We start from the raw sequence: 15,745 nt of genomic DNA, 5'->3' as shown, positions 1-15,745 counted from the left end.
TCACTGGGCGACCAGCAGGCGCTCGGCCGCCACATGCTCACGGCCCAGTGCCGCAGCCACCGCCGCATGGGTGATGTGGCCGGCCGCCACATTCAGGCCGGCCAGCAGATGCGGGTTGTCCGCCATCGCGCGGCGCCAGCCCTTGTCGGCCAGCGCGAGGGCATGGGCGATGGTGGCGTTGTTCAGCGCCAGCGTCGAGCTGCGGGCCACCGCGCCGGGCATATTGGCGACGCAGTAGTGCACCACGCCGTCGACGACAAAGGTCGGCTCGGCATGGGTCGTGGCATGCGAGGTCTCGAAGCAGCCGCCCTGGTCGATCGCCACATCCACCAGCACCGCGCCCTGGCGCATCTGCGCCACCATGGCCCGCGTCACCAGCTTGGGCGCGGCCGCGCCCGGGATCAGCACCCCGCCGATCACCAGATCGGCCGCCAGCACCGCGTCCTCCAGGGCTTGCGCGCTGGAGAACAGGGTCGTGATGCGGTTGCCATAGACCAGGTCGAGCCGGCGCAGCGCGTCGACATTGCGGTCCAGCACCGTGACGCGCGCGCCCAGGCCCACCGCCATCTGCAGCGCATGGCTGCCGACGACGCCGGCGCCGATGATGACCACGTGGCCGGGGGCCACACCCGGCACCCCGCCCAGCAGCACGCCCATGCCGCCCTTGCTCTTTTCCAGATGCGCGGCGCCGGCCTGGATGGCCATGCGCCCCGCCACCTCGCTCATCGGCGCCAGCAGCGGCAGGCCGCCGCCGGGCCCGGTGATGGTCTCGTAGGCGATGCAGACCGTGCCGGAGCGCTGCAGCGCCGTCGCCTGCTCGGGATCGGGTGCCAGATGCAGATAGGTGTAGAGGATCTGGCCCTCGCGCAGCAGCGCGCATTCCTGCGGCTGCGGCTCCTTGACCTTGACAATCATCTCGGCCCAGGCGAACACCTCGGCCGCGTCCGGCGCCAGCCGCGCGCCGGCGGCCAGATACTGCGCGTCGCTCAGCCCGATCGCCGCGCCGGCGCCGGCCTGTACCAGCACCTGGTGGCCGCGTGCGCTGAGCTCGCGCACGCTGGCCGGCGTCAGGCCGACACGGTACTCATGGTTCTTGATCTCGCTGGGGCAGCCGATGCGCATGAGGGTCTCCGGATCTTGTGTTGGGAGCCCGTCTTGTACGACCGCCCGGCCCTGCTGTGAAGCGGCATTCGCGCCGCTTCACAGGCATTAGCTCGGCTTATCTCAGCGCAGCCGGAATACCGCGACCGCCTGCACCAGCTGCTGGGCCTGCTGCTTCAGGCTCTCGGCCGCGGCGGCCGATTCCTCGACCAGGGCGGCATTCTCCTGCGTGGCGCGGTCCATCTGGGTGACAGCCTCGCCGACCTGGGCCACGCCCGAACTCTGCTCGCTGCTGGCAGCACTGATCTCGCCCATGATGTCGGTGACGCGGCGTATCGAGGCCACCACCTCCTCGATGGTGCTGCCGGCTCGGTCCACCTGGCTGCTGCCCAGCTCGACCCGCTCGACGCTGGCGCCAATCAGCGACTTGATCTCCTTGGCCGCCTCGGCCGAACGCCCGGCCAGCGAGCGCACCTCGCTGGCGACGACCGCGAAGCCGCGGCCCTGCTCGCCGGCGCGGGCCGCCTCGACCGCCGCATTCAAGGCCAGGATATTGGTCTGGAAGGCGATGCCGTCGATCACGCCGATGATGTCGGCGATCTTCTTCGAGCTGTCGCTGATCTCGCGCATCGTGCCCACCACCTGGCTGACCGCGTCGCCGCCCTGGCCCGCCACCTGGGAGGCGGCCAGCGCCAGCTGATTGGCCTGCTGGGCATTGTCGGCATTGCCCTTGACGGTGCTGCCCAGCTGCTCCATCGACGCGGCGGTCTCCTCCAGTGCCGAGGCCTGCTGCTCGGTGCGGGCCGACAGATCGTGGTTGCCCGAGGAGATCTGGGCCGAGGCGGTGGCGACGCTCTCGGCGCCATCGCGCACCTCGCGCACGATGGCCGACAAGCGGGTCTGCATCTCGCGCAGCGCGTTCAGCAGGCGGCCGGTCTCGTTGCTGCCGCCGGCCGAGATCGGCAGCGACAGATCGCCGGCGGCCACGCCGCTGGCCACCTGCACGGCCTCGTTGAGCGGGCCGGTGATCGAACGGATCAGCCACCAACTCAGGCCCAGCGCCAGGCCCAGCGCCGCGCCGATCAGCAGCCCCATCTGCAGCTTGGCGCTGCGCGCCTCCTGCTCGGCCTGCTGGCTGGACAGGTCCATCAGCTTGTTGCCCAGCGTGATCAGCTCATCGGCCGCCGCCATATAGGCCTGCTGCTTGGGCTTCATGTCCTTCAGCAGCACGGCCTTGGCCGTCTCGACATCGCCGGCGCGCAAGGCCTTGGTGACCTTCTCACGCTCGACCCGGTAGGCGGCACGGGCCTCGTTGAGCTTGGCGATGCCGGCCTTGCCGCCCGGCGTCGTCATGATCTTGGCCATCGCGTCGATGGTGGCGCCGGTCGACTTGGAGGCCGCGTCGATCAGGGCGAACTCGGCCTCGATATCGGCCGGCTCGGTCATGATGGCCAGATTGCGCAGCGACAGCGCCACCTGGCTGTTGGTGGCCTTGATCGAGTTGAAGGCCTTGACCTTGGGATAGCGGTCTTCCATCGCCAGCTTGAAGTGGCTGTCCATCGCGTCCAGCTTGGCCCAGGCCAGCAGGCCCAGCAGCAGGATCAGCGCGGCCATCGCGCCAAATCCGAGACCCAGTCGGGTCGATATCTTCATCTGGTCTAAGTTCATCAGGGGCTTTCTGCGTTGGGGTTCCTGCAGCCAGTAGGCGACCATTGCGGGCCTGCGGCTCGCATGAAAAAACCCCTTGTTACCCTTCATACGGCGCCCCGCTACGCAGAGCGCCCAAAGCGCTCGCTGAGCGCACCGCGGCCGGGCTTTGGGCCACAATCGGCGCCACGGCAAACCAGTCAGGGAGTGATGGATGTCAGCCTGCAAAATCCTCGTCGCCCAGGGCGGCGGCCCGACGGCGGTGATCAACCAGTCGATGGTGGGCGTGGTGCTGGAGGCGCGGCGCAGCCGTGCGGTGGACCTGGTCTATGGCGCGCGGCACGGCGTGCGCGGCATCGTCAGCGAGGACTTTGTCGACCTGACCCAGGAGACCAGCCACAACCTGGAGCTGGTCGCGAGCACGCCCTCGTCGGCGCTGGGCTCGACCCGCGACAAGCCCGACGCCGCCTACTGCCACAAGATCTTCAAGGTGCTGCAGGCCCACGGCATCAGCCACTTCTTCTATATCGGCGGCAACGACTCCTCGGACACGGTGCGCATCGTCGCCGAGGAAGCCGCCGCCGCCGGCTATCCGCTGCGCTGCATCCACATCCCCAAGACCATAGACAACGACCTGGTCGGCAACGACCACACGCCCGGCTTTCCCTCGGCCGCGCGCTTCGTGGCCCAGGCTTTTGCCGGCGCCAATCTGGACAATGCCGCGCTGCCTGGCGTCTATCTGGGCGTGGTGATGGGTCGCCATGCCGGCTTCCTGACCGCCGCCTCGGCGCTGGGCAAGAAGTTCGCCGACGACGGCCCGCACCTGATCTACCTGCCCGAGCGGGTGTTCGAGACCGAGCGCTTCCTGGCCGACGTAAAAGCGATGTACGAGCGCCATGGCCGCTGCGTGGTGGCGGTCTCGGAAGGCATCCACGACGCCTCCGGCGCCCCGATGCTGGCCCAGCTGGCCCGCGACCTGGAGCGCGACGACCATGGCAATGTGCAGCTCTCCGGCACTGGCGCGCTGGCCGATCTGCTGTGCGAGGAGATCAAGAGCAAGCTGGGCATCAAGCGGGTTCGCGGTGACACTTTCGGCTATCTGCAGCGCAGCTTCATCGGCTGCGTGTCGGACGTCGACCAGCGCGAGGCCCGCGAGGTCGGCGAGAAGGCGGTGCAGTTCGCCTTCCACGGCGACCGCGACGGTTCGGTCGCGATCAAGCGCACCGGCTTCTACTCGGTCGATTACGAGCTGCTGCCGCTGGCCGCCGTGGCCGGCAAGACCCGGGTGATGGAGGACGAGTTCATCGCTGCCTGCGGCACCGACGTCACCGATGCCTTCCGCCTCTATCTGCGCCCGCTGCTGGGCTCGGGCATGCCCGATGCGTTCCGGCTGCGGCCCAATCCCGTCGCCAAGGTGCTCAACCCGGGCTGATCAGCAGCCCAGCATGTCGGCCAGTTCGGTCAGACTCTGCGCCTCGTAGTCGACCGGCCCGACGGCCCGGCTCTCGCCGCGCCCCGGCCCCTGCTCATCGGGCCGCGCGATGAAGGCCGTGGCCAGGCCGGCGGCCCGGGCGGCGGCCAGGTCCGAGCTGTGGGCGGCCACCATCAGTGCGTCCTCGGGCGCGGCGTCGAAGGCCAGCGCGGCCGTCAGGTAGACGCTGGCCTTGGGCTTGTAGTCGCGCGCCAGCTCGGCGCCGGTGATCGCGTCCCAGTGCCAGCCGTTCAGGCGGGCGAGATCGGCCATCAGCGAGATATTGCCGTTCGAGCAGGGCGCGAGGTGAAAGCGCCGGCGCAGCCGCTGCAGCGCCGCGCCGACATCGGGCCAAGCCGCCAGCCGGTGCCAGGCCAGGTTCAGCTCGCGCCGCGCCGCCTCGTCCAGATGGTCGAGGCCGAAGTCCTTCAGCACCAGGTCCAGATTGCGGCGGTGCAGCACATCGAGCTTGCAGAAGGGCAGCCGGCCGGCCCTGACCTCCTCCATCGCCGGCTGGTACTGGGCCCGCCAGGCCTCGGCAAAGGCCTCGGCGCGCGCGCGGCCCAGCAGCGGCAGCAGCTCGGTCGCGATCGAGCCGCGCCAGTCGACCAGGGTGCCGAAGACATCGAAGAGCAGGACTTTGGGCATGGGCCATTGTGCATGGCCCGGCCTGGCCTCAGAAGCTGCGGCTGGCCGCGAAGGCCAAGCTCGGCTGGTTCTTCTTCAGCACCAGCGGGCTGCCGGCCGCATCGCCGCGCAGGCTGGCGACGCCCAGCTTGGCGAACAGCTGCCAGTCGGCGCCCAGCTGGTAGCTGGCCTGGCCGAACACTCCCAGGCTGTGCAGACCGGCGTCGACCTGGTGCGGCCGCAGTCCCGAGGCAGCGGCCTGGGCGCTGTTGATGCCCAGCAGGGCCTGGCCCAGCTTGGCATCCATCAGCTTGGCCGAGATGCCGAAGGCCAGCGCCAGGCCGGGAGCGGGCAGCAGGCCGTAGCCGGCTTCGAGCTCCACGCTGCTGCCGCGCGCGCCGGGCTTGCTGTCCTTGCCCAGCCGCGTGCTGCTGACCGCATTGACGAACACCGGCCCCAGCGCCAGCTCGGCACCCAGGCGCAGCGCCGGCGCCAGCTTGATCTCGTCGAGCGCCTGCACGCGCAGGCCGTCCTTGCGGCGGCGCTGATGGGTGTCGACGGCCAGTGCGGCGCTGACACTGGCGCCCTCGCCCAGCTCCGCCTCGTAGCCGAGGCCGCGCAGGCTGCCGAGGAAGACCTGCTTGCGCCAGCGCGCCTCGATCAGCGGCGCGGCCAGCAGGCGCTGCTTGTCGGCGCCGACATATTTGGGCTGGGCCAGCGCAGCGACGCCGCCGCGCAAGCGCCAGTCGCTGTCGGCGGCGGTGGCCGGGCCGCAGGCGGCCAGCAGGACCAGGGGCAGAACAAGGCTAACTCTCATGAGGGTTTCGGTCTCGCAGTTGATGACACCGGCCAGTGTGCAAAGCCGGCAATGAAGCGGCGATGAAGCGCCGCGGCCGCGCATGAAGCCTTGATGAAGCCTGCGGTGGCGCCGCCACGGCGCTGTGCCGGCGGCGCTTCTAGAATCCGCTGCCGTTGCCGGCACGGCCCACCAAGGAGGGGGCAGACCCACCATGTCCAGCATTCTTCTGATCGAGGACGACCTGCCTCTGGGGCATTCGCTGCAACGCGTGCTGAGCATGGCCGGCCACCGGGTCGTGTGGCTGCGCAGCGCCGGCGACGCGCGGCGCTTTCTCGCCGAGCTGCCCTTCGATCTGCTGCTGCTGGACATCGGCCTGCCCGACGAGAGCGGGCTGGCGCTGCTGGCCTGGTGGCGCGCGCTGGGCCGGGCCACGCCGGTGATGCTGATCACCGCGCGCGACAGCGTCGAAGAGCGGGTCGAGGGTCTGGATGCCGGCGCCGACGACTATCTGGGCAAGCCCTTCGCGATGGAGGAACTGCTGTCGCGGGTGCGTGCGCTGCTGCGCCGCCACAGCGGCCAGTCCAGCAACACCTGGCAGCTCGGCGAGCTGGTGATAGACACCGCGCGCCGGCGCGTGCTGCTGGCCGAGGTCGAGGTGGCCCTGTCGGCGCGCGAGTACGACATCCTGCTGACCCTGGCGGCCGAGCCCGGCCGGGTGCTGACGCGCGAGCAGATCGAGCGCGGCCTCGGCGGCGGCGAGCTGCTGGACAGCAATGCCATCGATGTCCATGTCTACAAGCTGCGCAAGAAGCTGGGCAATGACTGGATCGCCACGGTGCGCGGCGTCGGCTATGTGCTGGAGGCGCCGGCCTGCGCCGCCTCCTCGTGAACCCGGCGGCACGCTGGGCGCCGGCCTCGCTGAGCGGTCGCCTGATCGCCTGGCAGGCGTTTGCCCTCTTCGTGGCCTGGCTGGTGCTGGCGGGGCTGCTGACCTGGCGCGGCGTGGCCTGGGGCGAGACCGAGGTGGAGGCGCGGCTGCAGCAGATGGCCACGGTGCTCGTGTCCGCCGCGGCCAGCCCCGAGGCCGAGCTGGCGCAGCGCCTGAAGGCCACCGACGATGCGGTGCTGGCCCTGCTGGGTCTGGGCGATGACGTGGGCGCGGGCCTGCATCCGGCCTACCAGGTCTGGGACGCTCAGGGCCGGCTGCTCTATCGCAGCGCCAACGCCCCGGCCACCCGCCTGGACGCGGAGCCTGCGGCGGGCGAAGCCGCGCGCTGGCTGGTGCAGCGCGCGGACCCGGGCCAGGGGCGCGTGCTGCTGATCGCCGAGCCCCGTGAGGCCGACCTCGGCGCGGTGCTGCCGGTGCTCTGGCTGGTCCTGCAGTCCCAGCTGGGCGTCTTCCTCTGGCACGGTCTGGTGATCTGGTTCAGCGTGCGCGCCGGCCTGCGGCCGCTGGCCCTGCTGGCCCAGCGCATCGCGAAGCGCGGCGCCGGCGATCTGGCACCGGTGCAGGTGGACAAGCTCTACACCGAGACCGCACCGCTGGTCAGCGCGCTCAACGGCCTGCTGCTGCGCGAAGGCCAGCGCCTGGAGGCGGAGCGGCGCTTTCTGGCCGATGCGGCGCACGAGCTGCGCACGCCGCTGGCCGCCGCCAACGCGCAAGCCCATCTGCTGCTCAGCGAACAGGAGCCGCAGGCCCGCGCCGAGGCGGCCGGCGCGCTGCGCGCCGGCATCGCGCGGGTCTCGCATCTGCTGGCCCAGCTGCTGACCCTGGCGCGCGCCGAGACCACGGTGCAGACGCTCAAGCCCGAGCGCCTGGACGCGGCCGCGCTGCTGCGCGAGCGCATCGCGCTGCTGGCCCCGCTGGCGCGCCAGCGCGGCACCCAGCTGGAGCTGCTGGCACCCGATCATCACGAGGCGCTGCTGGAGCGCAGCGGCTTCTGCTCGGTGGTCGACAACCTGGTGGACAACGCGATCCGCTACAGCTCGGGCGGCGCGCGGGTCGAGGTGCACCTTGACAAGCTGGCCGCTGGCATCGCTCTGACGGTACGCGACAACGGACCCGGCCTGGAGCCGGCCCAGCGCGAGCGGGTGTTCGAACGCTTCTACCGCGTGCCCGGCAGCACCGAGCAAGGCACCGGCCTGGGCCTGGCCATCGTCAAGCGCATCGCCGAGCGCGAGGGGGCGACGCTGGATTTTGTCGACGGGCTGGACGGGCGCGGGCTGGGGCTGAGGATCAGCTACCCGGCCGGCTGAGCGAGCCCGGCGAAAGGATTTCGGCTCGCACGGCACTTCCCAGCGCCCGTCGGCTGCGGTCTACTGCGAGACGATGAGCACACCGACCCTGCTGCTGCACTTCTCCGACACGCATATCACCGAGCCGGGCCGGCTGCTGCTGGGCCGAGTCGATACGGCCTCCTTGCTCCAGCAAGCCGTGGCCAGCGTGCTGGCCGCCGCTTACCGACCCGACGCCCTGCTGATCAGCGGCGATCTGGTCGACCATGGCTCGGCCGAGACCTATGCGCATCTGCGCCAGCTGCTGGCGCCGCTGTCCTGCCCGATCTACCTGATGGCCGGCAATCACGACGAGCGTGTCGCCTTGCGACAAGCCCTGCCCGAGTGTTGCCCGTCCGGCGAGTTGCCGGCATTTCTCCAGTACGCGGTCGACATCGGCGGTCTGCGCCTGATCGTGCTGGACACCGTGGTACCGGACGCGCCGCATGGCGAGCTCTGCGAGGAGCGCCTGGCCTGGCTGGAATGCCGCCTGAGCGAAGCCCCGCAGCGGCCGACGGTGGTTGCCATGCACCATCCGCCCTTCGCGACCGGCATCGCCCAGATGGATGCGCTGGGCCTGCTCAAGGGCGGGCCCGAGTTGGAGGCGCTGCTGCGCCGCCATCCCCAGGTCGAGCGGCTGCTGTGCGGCCATCTGCACCGGCCGATACAGTGCCGCTTCGGCGGCACGCTGGCGATGACCGTGCCGTCCACCGCCCACCAGATCCACCTGGACCTGGCTCCCGAGGCGCCCGCGCTGTTCTGCCTGGAGCCGCCCGGCTACGCGCTGCATCTGCTGCGCGAGGGTCAGGTCTTGACTCACCTGGTGGCCAGCGGCCGCTATGGCGAACCCCAAGCGTTCTGAACAAGGAGAAACACATGGCACAGATGATCGATTTCCAGCGCCCCGACGGCGGCACGAGCAGTGCCTGGCTGGCCGAAGCCGGCGCGGGCCGGCCCGGGCTGATACTGATCCAGGAATGGTGGGGGCTGAACCCGCATATCCGTGAGCTGGCCGAGCGCTTTGCCGCCGCCGGGTTCACGACGCTGGCGCCCGACCTGTATCGTGGCCGCATTGCCGGCAGCGCCGACGAAGCCAATCACCTGATGACGGGGCTGGACTTCGGCGACGCCACCCACCAGGACCTGGCCGGCGCGCTCGGCTATTTGCGGGCGCGCTGCCCCAAGGTCGGCGTGCTGGGCTTCTGCATGGGCGGTGCGCTGACCATCGCAGCCGCCGTGCATCTGCCGGGCCTGGCCGCCGCGTCTTGCTTCTACGGCATCCCACCGGCTGGGTTCGCCGACCCGGCCAGGATCGCCATCCCGCTGCAAGGCCATTTCGCCGACCGCGACGACTGGTGCACGCCGGCCACGGTGGACGGCCTGGTCGCCGCGCTGCAGGTGCCGGCCGAGATCCACCGCTACCCGGCCGACCATGCCTTCTTCAACGACCAGCGGCCCGAGGTGTTTGATGCGGCCAGCACGCAGCTGGCCTGGCAGCGCACGCTGGATTTCCTGAGGCGGACCTTGACTCAGTAACCCGGCAGGTCCTTGAACTCCAGCGTCTTGTCGCTGAACTGCACCCGCTCGATGCTGCGCACGATGATGACGGCACCGTCGGGGCTGCCGCTCAGTGCATGGGCATCGGGCAGGCTGCCGTTCGGCGCCAGATGGCGGTAGGGGCCGTAGGCATTGAGGCGGCCGAGCTGGGCGGCGCTGCTGGGGAAGCCGACGATCAGGGTGTCGCGCGCCAGCCCGCCGTCGACGCGCGAGAGCGTCTTGGCCGCGGTCTTGAGCTCGACCACATCGTCGCCAGTGCCACCGAAGATGGTGTTGGCTGCGCCTGGCTTGCCAACGATGCGGTCGGCACCGGCACCACCGAAGAAAGCCGCATGGGCTTGCGCCGCGCCGGCCCCCTGGCCCATCGTGGCCAGATCGATCTGCCGCGATGCGTCACCGCCGACACTGGCGCCGGTGGTTTCGATCAGCAGGTCCACCAGGGTTGACACCGCACCGCCGCTGGCCTCCACCTTCACGAACACCGCACCGTCGCGCAAGGCGAGCAGCTCGTAGGCCAGCGGATCGTCAAGCGGATGCACCCGGTCCAGCTCGCCCAGACCGGCATAGAGCTGGTAGCCCGCCGCGTCATAGACCGTCAGATTGCCCGCCCATTCATTGCGGCTGGAAAAGCGATAGAAGTGGCCCTGGCTGATCTCGATGCGGTACAGCCCCGAGCCCAGCAGCTTGGCCTGATGGGTCCAGCCATGGGCATTGCCGGCCGGAGCCGCCGCGTAGGCCTTGTCGTCCATGGACCTGGCCTTGGCGGCGTCCGCCTCCTGCAGACGCCACTCGATGTCATAGCCATTGGGCTTGGCGATATAGGGGGAGTGGACGGCCAGGGCCGGCGTTGGCGTTGGCGTTGGCGTTGGCGTTGGCGTGGGCGTGGGCGTGGGCGTGGGCGTGGGCGTGGGTGTGGGTGTGGGTGTGGGTGTGGGTGTCGGAGTCGGAGTCGGAGTCGGAGTTGGAGTTGGAGTTGGAGTTGGGGTGTCTCCTCCCCCGCCACCGCCGCCACAGGCGGTCAGCAAAAGCGTCAGCGCCGCTATCGGCCAGGCCCCCGCGCGCGCGGCTCTGCCTGATGTGTGTTTTCTGTTCTTCATGGATCGAGTTCTCCCTGATGTTCTTGCTTGTCACTCAGTCGACCTGAGTGCTCGGGCAACGCGGGCGGGCGTGAGAGGGGCGACCGCGATTACCGACGCTTACAAAATACCCGGCCCGGAGTCCTGGTCCTGTCTGGACGCAAGACCTGACCCCAGTCGCCGTTTGCCCCCTACTCCCAGCGCCAGTTCGCCGGCAGCCAGCCCTGGCGGAACAGCTCCTGCTGGCGGTGCCAGGCGGGGTCCTGCAGCTTGCAACGGCCGCCGTCCTCCGGCGCCCAGCTGCAGCCCATCGGCGTCGGCGCGTCCTTCATGCGTTGGATCAAGGCCGCGTCCAACGGCACCTCGGGCGCCATGGTCGGCGCCAGTTGCTGCTTCAGGTGGATCAGGCGGTTCAGGACCTGCGGCGCCGACCAGGAGGTGGTGGCGTGGGGAACAGGGCCGAGGTCCAGGCCGTAGACCGAATCGGTGACCAGCGGCGGCGTCGCGGTATTGAAAGCCGTCGATGGCACGCAGCAGCTCGGCGCCCCAGCGCGGCGTGCTCGCAATCAGCGGGTCATGGGGCTCCACCAGGCCGGTGTTTTCGTTGACCCGGTAGTAGCCCAGCATACGCGAGCGGTAGCGCAGCGTGGCGGCATGGCCGATGCCATCATCGATCAGCAGGATGGTCTGGTCGGCGCGCAGCTTGGCGGGCAAGGCCTGACCCTGGGAAAAGCGGATGTCCTTGAACGGCTCGCAGGGACCGGCCTGGCTCTGGCGGCAATCGATCGCCGCTATCCTGGCCTTCTGCTCGGCCACGAAGACCTCGACCTGCTGGCGCAGCAAGGCCTTGTCGATGCCCACGGGCTCGGTGACGGGTGGCGGGGGCGGCGGTAGGTCGTTGCCGCCACCACCGCAGGCGGCCAGCAAAAGCGCCGCAGCGAGCGCGCTCGGTCCTGCCCCGCCGCAAGGGCTAAGAGCCTTGTTGTACTTCATCGAAGCATCTCCCCCTGATGTTCTGTTCGGCGTCCTGTCGGCCGCGTCCGGTCTGTGCCGGGACTGAGCCGCAGCCGGATGGGCCGGCTGGCGTGGCGCCGATTCTCGGGGGCGAATGATGAAGGCGGTCTTAAGCAGAGTTGCCGGCGTGCGCGCAACGCACAGCCCTGGCCGGCGCAGGCGCCGCTCAGATCTCCAGCACCACCCGGCCGTCGATGCGGCCCTGCTTCATCGCGGCGAAAATGTGGTTGATGTTCTCGATCTTGTCGCTCGAGTAGTGCGCGCTGACCTTGCCCTCTCCGGCAAACTGCAGCGCCTCCTGCAGGTCCAGCCGGGTGCCGACGATGGAGCCGCGCACGGTCTTGGCATTGAGCACCATATCGAAGATGGGCAGCTCGAAGCTGCCCGGCGGCAGGCCCACCAGGGACATGGTGCCGCGCTTGTGCAGCATCGCGAGCCCCTGGGCGAAGGCGCTGCGCGACACCGCAGTGACCAGCACGCCATGGGCGCCGCGCAGCTGCTTCTGCACCTCGGCCACCGGGTCGCCCGTGGCCGCGTTGAGGCACAGCTCGGCACCGAGCTCGCGGGCCAGCTGCAGCTTGTCCTCGGCCACATCGACGGCGACGACATGAAAGCCCATCGCTTTCGCGTACTGCACCGCCATATGGCCCAGGCCGCCGATGCCCGAGATCGCCACCCAGTCGCCGGGCTTGCAGTCCAGCATCTTCAGGCCCTTGTAGACCGTGACGCCGGCGCACAGCACCGGCGCGGCCGGCGCGAAGTCCAGCCCTGCCGGCAGATGGCCCACATAGCCGGGGTCGGCCAGCACGTACTCGGCAAAACCGCCGTTGACCGTGTAGCCGGTCATCTGCTGGCCGTCGCACAAGGTTTCCCAGCCGCCCAGGCAATGCTCGCAATGGCCACAAGTCGTGTGCAGCCAGGGCACGCCGACTCGGTCGCCCTCCTTTAGGAACTTGACGCCGGCCCCGACCCGCGCCACATAGCCCGCACCCTCATGACCCGGGATGAAGGGCAGACTGGGCCGGACCGGCCAGTCGCCCTCGGCCGCGTGCAGATCGGTGTGGCAGACGCCGCTGGCCACCACCTTGACCAGCACCTGACCCGGCGGCACCTCGGGCACATCCACCTCGTCGACTTCCAGCGGACGGCCGAACTCACGGACCACCGCAGCCTTCATCTTCTCCGTCATGGCAACACTCCTGAGCAAGAGGATCCTGCTGCTCAGTGTCCCTGGCCGTGGCGCCGGCCGTCTTGATCTGGATCAGCCCGCCCGCTTGGCCAGCAAGGCCCGAGCGACGCGGGCCACCGGCGGGCGGCCCAGCGCGCTGGAGATGTAGGCGCTGGCATCGACCAGCTTGTCGATATCGATGCCGGTCTCTATGCCCAGGCCATTGAGCATGAAGAGCACATCCTCGGTCGCGACATTGCCGGTCGCGCCCTTGGCATAGGGGCAGCCGCCGAGGCCCGCGACGCTGGCATCGAAGGTATGTACGCCCAGCTCGAGGCAAGCGTAGATATTGCTCAGCGCCTGGCCATAGGTGTCATGGAAATGGCCGCTGACCTCGACCAGCGGGTAGTGCTTGAGCGCCCGCTCCATCGCGGCCTGCACCTTGCGCGGCGTGCCGACGCCAATCGTGTCGGCCACGCCCATATGGTCGACGCCGATGCTCTTCATCAGCAGCACGACGCGCTCCACCTGGTCGGCGCTGATCTCGCCCTCGTAAGGGCAGCCCAGCGCGCAGGACAGCGCACCGCGCACCTTGATACCGGCCTCGTGCGCGGCGGCCACCACCGGCGCGAAGCGGGCTATGCTCTCGGCGATGCTGCAGTTGATGTTCTTCTGGCTGAAGGCCTCGCTGGCGGCGGCGAAAACGACGATCTCGTCGGGCTGCGTCGGCAGCGCGGCCTCCAGGCCCTTCATATTCGGCGTCAGCACCGAGTAGCGCACGCCGGGCTTGCGCGTGATCGCCGCCATCACCTCGGCGTTGTCGGCCATCTGAGGCACCCATTTCGGCGAGACGAAGCTGGTGACCTCGATCTCCTTCAGGCCGGCGTCCTGCAGCATGTGCACGAGCGCGGCCTTGTGCTCGGTGGACACCGGCTGCTTTTCGTTCTGCAGTCCGTCGCGCGGGCCGACATCGACGAGGGTGACTCGATTGGGCAGGATCATTGTGATTACTCCAGTCGCAAGAGTTCGGCACCATCACCGACCTGGTCACCGACCGCGAACAGCAGCTCGGCCACCACGCCATCACGCGGCGCATTGATCGTGTGTTCCATCTTCATCGCCTCCATCACCGCCAGCGCCTGGCCCTTGGTGACGGTGTCGCCGGGCTGGGCCAGGAAGGACACCATCTTGCCCGGCATCGGCGCCGTCAGCCGGCCGGCCTCGGCGGCCCCTTCGCCGGCGTGGGCAATCGGGTCGATCTCGGTCAGCAGCGCCGAGCCCTGTGGCGCGAACACCGCCACCTGCTCGCCCAGCGCATAGGTCTTGACCATCACGCGCTGCTGGTCCAAGCCTTCGCCGAGCAGCAGTTCGTGGCTTTCCAGGCTGGCGGAGTTGACGGCAAAAGCCTGCGCCTGACCTTCCACGGTCAGCTGCATGCCGCCATGGTGATGGCGCGACAGCAGCACCTCGTGATGGGCACCGCCGGTCTCCAGATCGAAGCGGCGCGCCGAGGCGCCATACATGCGCCAGCCATCGCGGCGGCTCCAGGGGTCGCTGGTCTGCAGGCTGGCCTCATGGGCCAAGGTATGGGCGACGACGGCCGCCGCAGCGATGGTCAGCGGCAGGCCCGCTTGCTCGAACAGCGCGGCGCGCTCGCGCTCGATCAGGCCGGTGTCCAGGTCCGCCTGGGCGAACGAGTCCGTCGCGGCGCAGCGGCGCAGAAAGGCCACATTGGTCTGCAGGCCGACGATATGCGTGTCGCGCAGCGCCGCATCGAGGCGGGCCAGCGCCTGGGCGCGGTCCTCGCCCCAGACGATCAGCTTGGCCACCATCGAGTCGTAGAAGGGGCTGATCGCATCGCCCTCGCCAACGCCCGAGTCGATCCGCACATCGCCACGCTGGAAGCTGACGTGCGCCGGCCAGCGCGCGACGCTCAAGCTGCCGGTGGCCGGCAGGAAACCGGCCTCGGGGTTTTCGGCGCAGATGCGGGCCTCGATCGCATGACCCGTCATGCGCAGCTCGTCCTGCTTCAAAGGCAGCGGCTCACCCGAGGCCACGCGCAGCTGCCACTCGACCAGGTCCTGGCCGGTGATCGCTTCGGTCACCGGATGCTCGACCTGCAGCCGGGTGTTCATCTCCATGAAGTAGAAGCGGCCGTCCTGCTCGCAGATGAACTCCACCGTGCCGGCGCCGACATAGCCCACCGCTTTCGCCGCCGCCACGGCGGCATTACCCATCTCGGCGCGGCGCTCGGCCGTCATGCCGGGCGCGGGCGCTTCTTCCAGCACCTTCTGGTGGCGGCGCTGCACCGAGCAGTCGCGCTCGAACAGATAGACGCAGTCGCCCTGGGTGTCGCCGAAAACCTGGATCTCGATATGGCGGGGCTTTTGCACATAGCGCTCGATCAGCACCGCATCGTCGCCGAAGCTGTTGATCGCCTCGCGCTTGCAGGAGGCCAGGGCCGCATCGAATTCTTCCGCCTTCAGCACCGCCCGCATGCCCTTGCCACCGCCGCCGGCGCTGGCCTTGATCAGCACCGGAAAACCGATGCGCTCGGCCTCGCGCTTGAGCAGCGCGGGGTCCTGGTCGGCCCCGTGATAGCCCGGCACCAGCGGCACGCCGGCCGCCTCCATCAGCCGCTTCGATTCGGCCTTCAGGCCCATGGCCTGGATGGCCGAAGCCGGCGGGCCGATGAAGACCAGGCCGGCATTCTTGCAGGCGGTCGCGAACTCTTCGTTCTCGCTGAGGAAGCCATAGCCCGGGTGGACCGCTTCGGCGCCGGTGGCCTTGGCGGCGTCGAGGATGCGCTGCCATTGCAGATAGGAGTCGCGCGGCGCCGGGCCGCCGATCAGCACGGCCTCGTCGCAAGCCTGGACATGCTTGGCGCGGGCGTCGGCCTCGGAGTACACCGCCACGGTCTTTAGCCCCAAGCGCCGAGCGGTGGCCGCGACACGGCAGGCGATTTCGCCGCGATTCGCGATCAGGATTTTCTTGAACATGGCAGGTCTCCG

15 protein-coding genes are annotated in these 15,745 nt (G+C 69.5%); 6 read left to right on the top strand and 9 right to left on the bottom strand.

The window, feature by feature from the left end; translation table 11 throughout:
* On the bottom strand, positions 1–1,122 hold the full coding sequence (gene ald / locus ABGI63_RS11060; RefSeq protein ID WP_349742483.1) for an alanine dehydrogenase: 1,122 nt from the start codon (positions 1,120–1,122) through the stop codon (positions 1–3).
* 102 nt (positions 1,123–1,224) lie between these two features.
* Positions 1,225–2,754, bottom strand: coding sequence for a methyl-accepting chemotaxis protein (locus tag ABGI63_RS11055; RefSeq protein ID WP_349742482.1), 1,530 nt, complete (start codon positions 2,752–2,754; stop codon positions 1,225–1,227).
* A gap of 208 nt (positions 2,755–2,962) precedes the next feature.
* On the opposite strand from ABGI63_RS11055, the gene ABGI63_RS11050 reads away from it, so the two are divergent.
* Positions 2,963–4,180: a 6-phosphofructokinase gene (locus tag ABGI63_RS11050; protein ID WP_137941367.1), complete on the top strand. Its 1,218-nt coding sequence runs from the start codon at positions 2,963–2,965 to the stop codon at positions 4,178–4,180.
* Here the strand turns inward: ABGI63_RS11050 and ABGI63_RS11045 are convergent, their stop codons facing one another.
* Positions 4,181–4,867, bottom strand: coding sequence for a haloacid dehalogenase type II (locus tag ABGI63_RS11045; protein WP_349742481.1), 687 nt, complete (start codon positions 4,865–4,867; stop codon positions 4,181–4,183). It abuts the gene before it with no gap.
* A 28-nt stretch (positions 4,868–4,895) separates the two neighbouring features.
* On the bottom strand, positions 4,896–5,663 hold the full coding sequence (locus tag ABGI63_RS11040) for a MipA/OmpV family protein (RefSeq protein ID WP_349742480.1): 768 nt from the start codon (positions 5,661–5,663) through the stop codon (positions 4,896–4,898).
* A gap of 193 nt (positions 5,664–5,856) precedes the next feature.
* Between ABGI63_RS11040 and ABGI63_RS11035 the strand changes: the two genes are divergently transcribed.
* From ABGI63_RS11035 to ABGI63_RS11020, 4 genes are all read left to right on the top strand, one after another.
* Positions 5,857–6,534, top strand: coding sequence for a response regulator transcription factor (locus tag ABGI63_RS11035; RefSeq protein ID WP_137941364.1), 678 nt, complete (start codon positions 5,857–5,859; stop codon positions 6,532–6,534).
* A complete protein-coding gene (locus tag ABGI63_RS11030) occupies positions 6,531–7,901 on the top strand; it encodes an ATP-binding protein (protein ID WP_349742479.1) in 1,371 nt (456 codons plus the stop codon). The genes ABGI63_RS11035 and ABGI63_RS11030 overlap by 4 nt, the downstream gene beginning before the upstream one ends.
* Before the next feature lie 73 nt (positions 7,902–7,974).
* On the top strand, positions 7,975–8,781 hold the full coding sequence (locus tag ABGI63_RS11025) for a phosphodiesterase (RefSeq protein ID WP_349742478.1): 807 nt from the start codon (positions 7,975–7,977) through the stop codon (positions 8,779–8,781).
* A 14-nt stretch (positions 8,782–8,795) separates the two neighbouring features.
* On the top strand, positions 8,796–9,455 hold the full coding sequence (locus tag ABGI63_RS11020) for a dienelactone hydrolase family protein (RefSeq protein WP_349742477.1): 660 nt from the start codon (positions 8,796–8,798) through the stop codon (positions 9,453–9,455).
* Here the strand turns inward: ABGI63_RS11020 and ABGI63_RS11015 are convergent.
* Together ABGI63_RS11015 and ABGI63_RS11010 are read right to left on the bottom strand one after the other, a co-directional pair.
* Positions 9,449–10,573, bottom strand: coding sequence for a hypothetical protein (locus ABGI63_RS11015; RefSeq protein ID WP_349742476.1), 1,125 nt, complete (start codon positions 10,571–10,573; stop codon positions 9,449–9,451). The genes ABGI63_RS11020 and ABGI63_RS11015 overlap by 7 nt on opposite strands.
* Before the next feature lie 170 nt (positions 10,574–10,743).
* On the bottom strand, positions 10,744–11,082 hold the full coding sequence (locus ABGI63_RS11010; RefSeq protein ID WP_349742475.1) for a hypothetical protein: 339 nt from the start codon (positions 11,080–11,082) through the stop codon (positions 10,744–10,746).
* 124 nt (positions 11,083–11,206) lie between these two features.
* Here ABGI63_RS11010 and ABGI63_RS11005 point away from each other — a divergent pair, with 124 nt between their 5' ends.
* On the top strand, positions 11,207–11,446 hold the full coding sequence (locus ABGI63_RS11005) for a hypothetical protein (protein ID WP_349742474.1): 240 nt from the start codon (positions 11,207–11,209) through the stop codon (positions 11,444–11,446).
* A 286-nt stretch (positions 11,447–11,732) separates the two neighbouring features.
* Here ABGI63_RS11005 and adhP read toward each other — a convergent pair whose 3' ends face one another.
* From adhP to ABGI63_RS10990, 3 genes are all read right to left on the bottom strand, one after another.
* Complete coding sequence (gene adhP, locus ABGI63_RS11000; RefSeq protein WP_349742473.1) at positions 11,733–12,755, bottom strand: alcohol dehydrogenase AdhP; 1,023 nt, start codon at positions 12,753–12,755, stop codon at positions 11,733–11,735.
* A gap of 72 nt (positions 12,756–12,827) precedes the next feature.
* A complete protein-coding gene (locus ABGI63_RS10995) occupies positions 12,828–13,736 on the bottom strand; it encodes a hydroxymethylglutaryl-CoA lyase (protein ID WP_349742472.1) in 909 nt (302 codons plus the stop codon).
* A gap of 5 nt (positions 13,737–13,741) precedes the next feature.
* A complete protein-coding gene (locus ABGI63_RS10990; RefSeq protein WP_349742471.1) occupies positions 13,742–15,733 on the bottom strand; it encodes an acetyl/propionyl/methylcrotonyl-CoA carboxylase subunit alpha in 1,992 nt (663 codons plus the stop codon).
* Between the last annotated feature and the right edge of the window lie 12 nt (positions 15,734–15,745).

The sequence above is a fragment of the Roseateles cavernae genome, assembly GCF_040187885.1.
GTDB classification, from domain to species: domain Bacteria; phylum Pseudomonadota; class Gammaproteobacteria; order Burkholderiales; family Burkholderiaceae_C; genus Roseateles_E; species Roseateles_E cavernae.
Note: the sequence above shows the minus strand (reverse complement) of the source record. Positions and strands in the feature narration are given on the sequence as shown.

What these genes read in the sequence shown, in the direction of transcription:
- ald (WP_349742483.1), bottom strand. Translation starts at nt 1,122, where the DNA reads ATGCGCATCGGCTGCCCCAGCGAGATCAAGAACCATGAGTACCGTGTC.
- ABGI63_RS11055 (WP_349742482.1), bottom strand. Translation starts at nt 2,754, where the DNA reads ATGAAGATATCGACCCGACTGGGTCTCGGATTTGGCGCGATGGCCGCG.
- ABGI63_RS11050 (WP_137941367.1), top strand. Translation starts at nt 2,963, where the DNA reads ATGTCAGCCTGCAAAATCCTCGTCGCCCAGGGCGGCGGCCCGACGGCG.
- ABGI63_RS11045 (WP_349742481.1), bottom strand. Translation starts at nt 4,867, where the DNA reads ATGCCCAAAGTCCTGCTCTTCGATGTCTTCGGCACCCTGGTCGACTGG.
- ABGI63_RS11040 (WP_349742480.1), bottom strand. Translation starts at nt 5,663, where the DNA reads ATGAGAGTTAGCCTTGTTCTGCCCCTGGTCCTGCTGGCCGCCTGCGGC.
- ABGI63_RS11035 (WP_137941364.1), top strand. Translation starts at nt 5,857, where the DNA reads ATGTCCAGCATTCTTCTGATCGAGGACGACCTGCCTCTGGGGCATTCG.
- ABGI63_RS11025 (WP_349742478.1), top strand. Translation starts at nt 7,975, where the DNA reads ATGAGCACACCGACCCTGCTGCTGCACTTCTCCGACACGCATATCACC.
- ABGI63_RS11020 (WP_349742477.1), top strand. Translation starts at nt 8,796, where the DNA reads ATGGCACAGATGATCGATTTCCAGCGCCCCGACGGCGGCACGAGCAGT.
- ABGI63_RS11015 (WP_349742476.1), bottom strand. Translation starts at nt 10,573, where the DNA reads ATGAAGAACAGAAAACACACATCAGGCAGAGCCGCGCGCGCGGGGGCC.
- ABGI63_RS11005 (WP_349742474.1), top strand. Translation starts at nt 11,207, where the DNA reads ATGGCCGATGCCATCATCGATCAGCAGGATGGTCTGGTCGGCGCGCAG.
- adhP (WP_349742473.1), bottom strand. Translation starts at nt 12,755, where the DNA reads ATGACGGAGAAGATGAAGGCTGCGGTGGTCCGTGAGTTCGGCCGTCCG.
- ABGI63_RS10995 (WP_349742472.1), bottom strand. Translation starts at nt 13,736, where the DNA reads ATGATCCTGCCCAATCGAGTCACCCTCGTCGATGTCGGCCCGCGCGAC.
- ABGI63_RS10990 (WP_349742471.1), bottom strand. Translation starts at nt 15,733, where the DNA reads ATGTTCAAGAAAATCCTGATCGCGAATCGCGGCGAAATCGCCTGCCGT.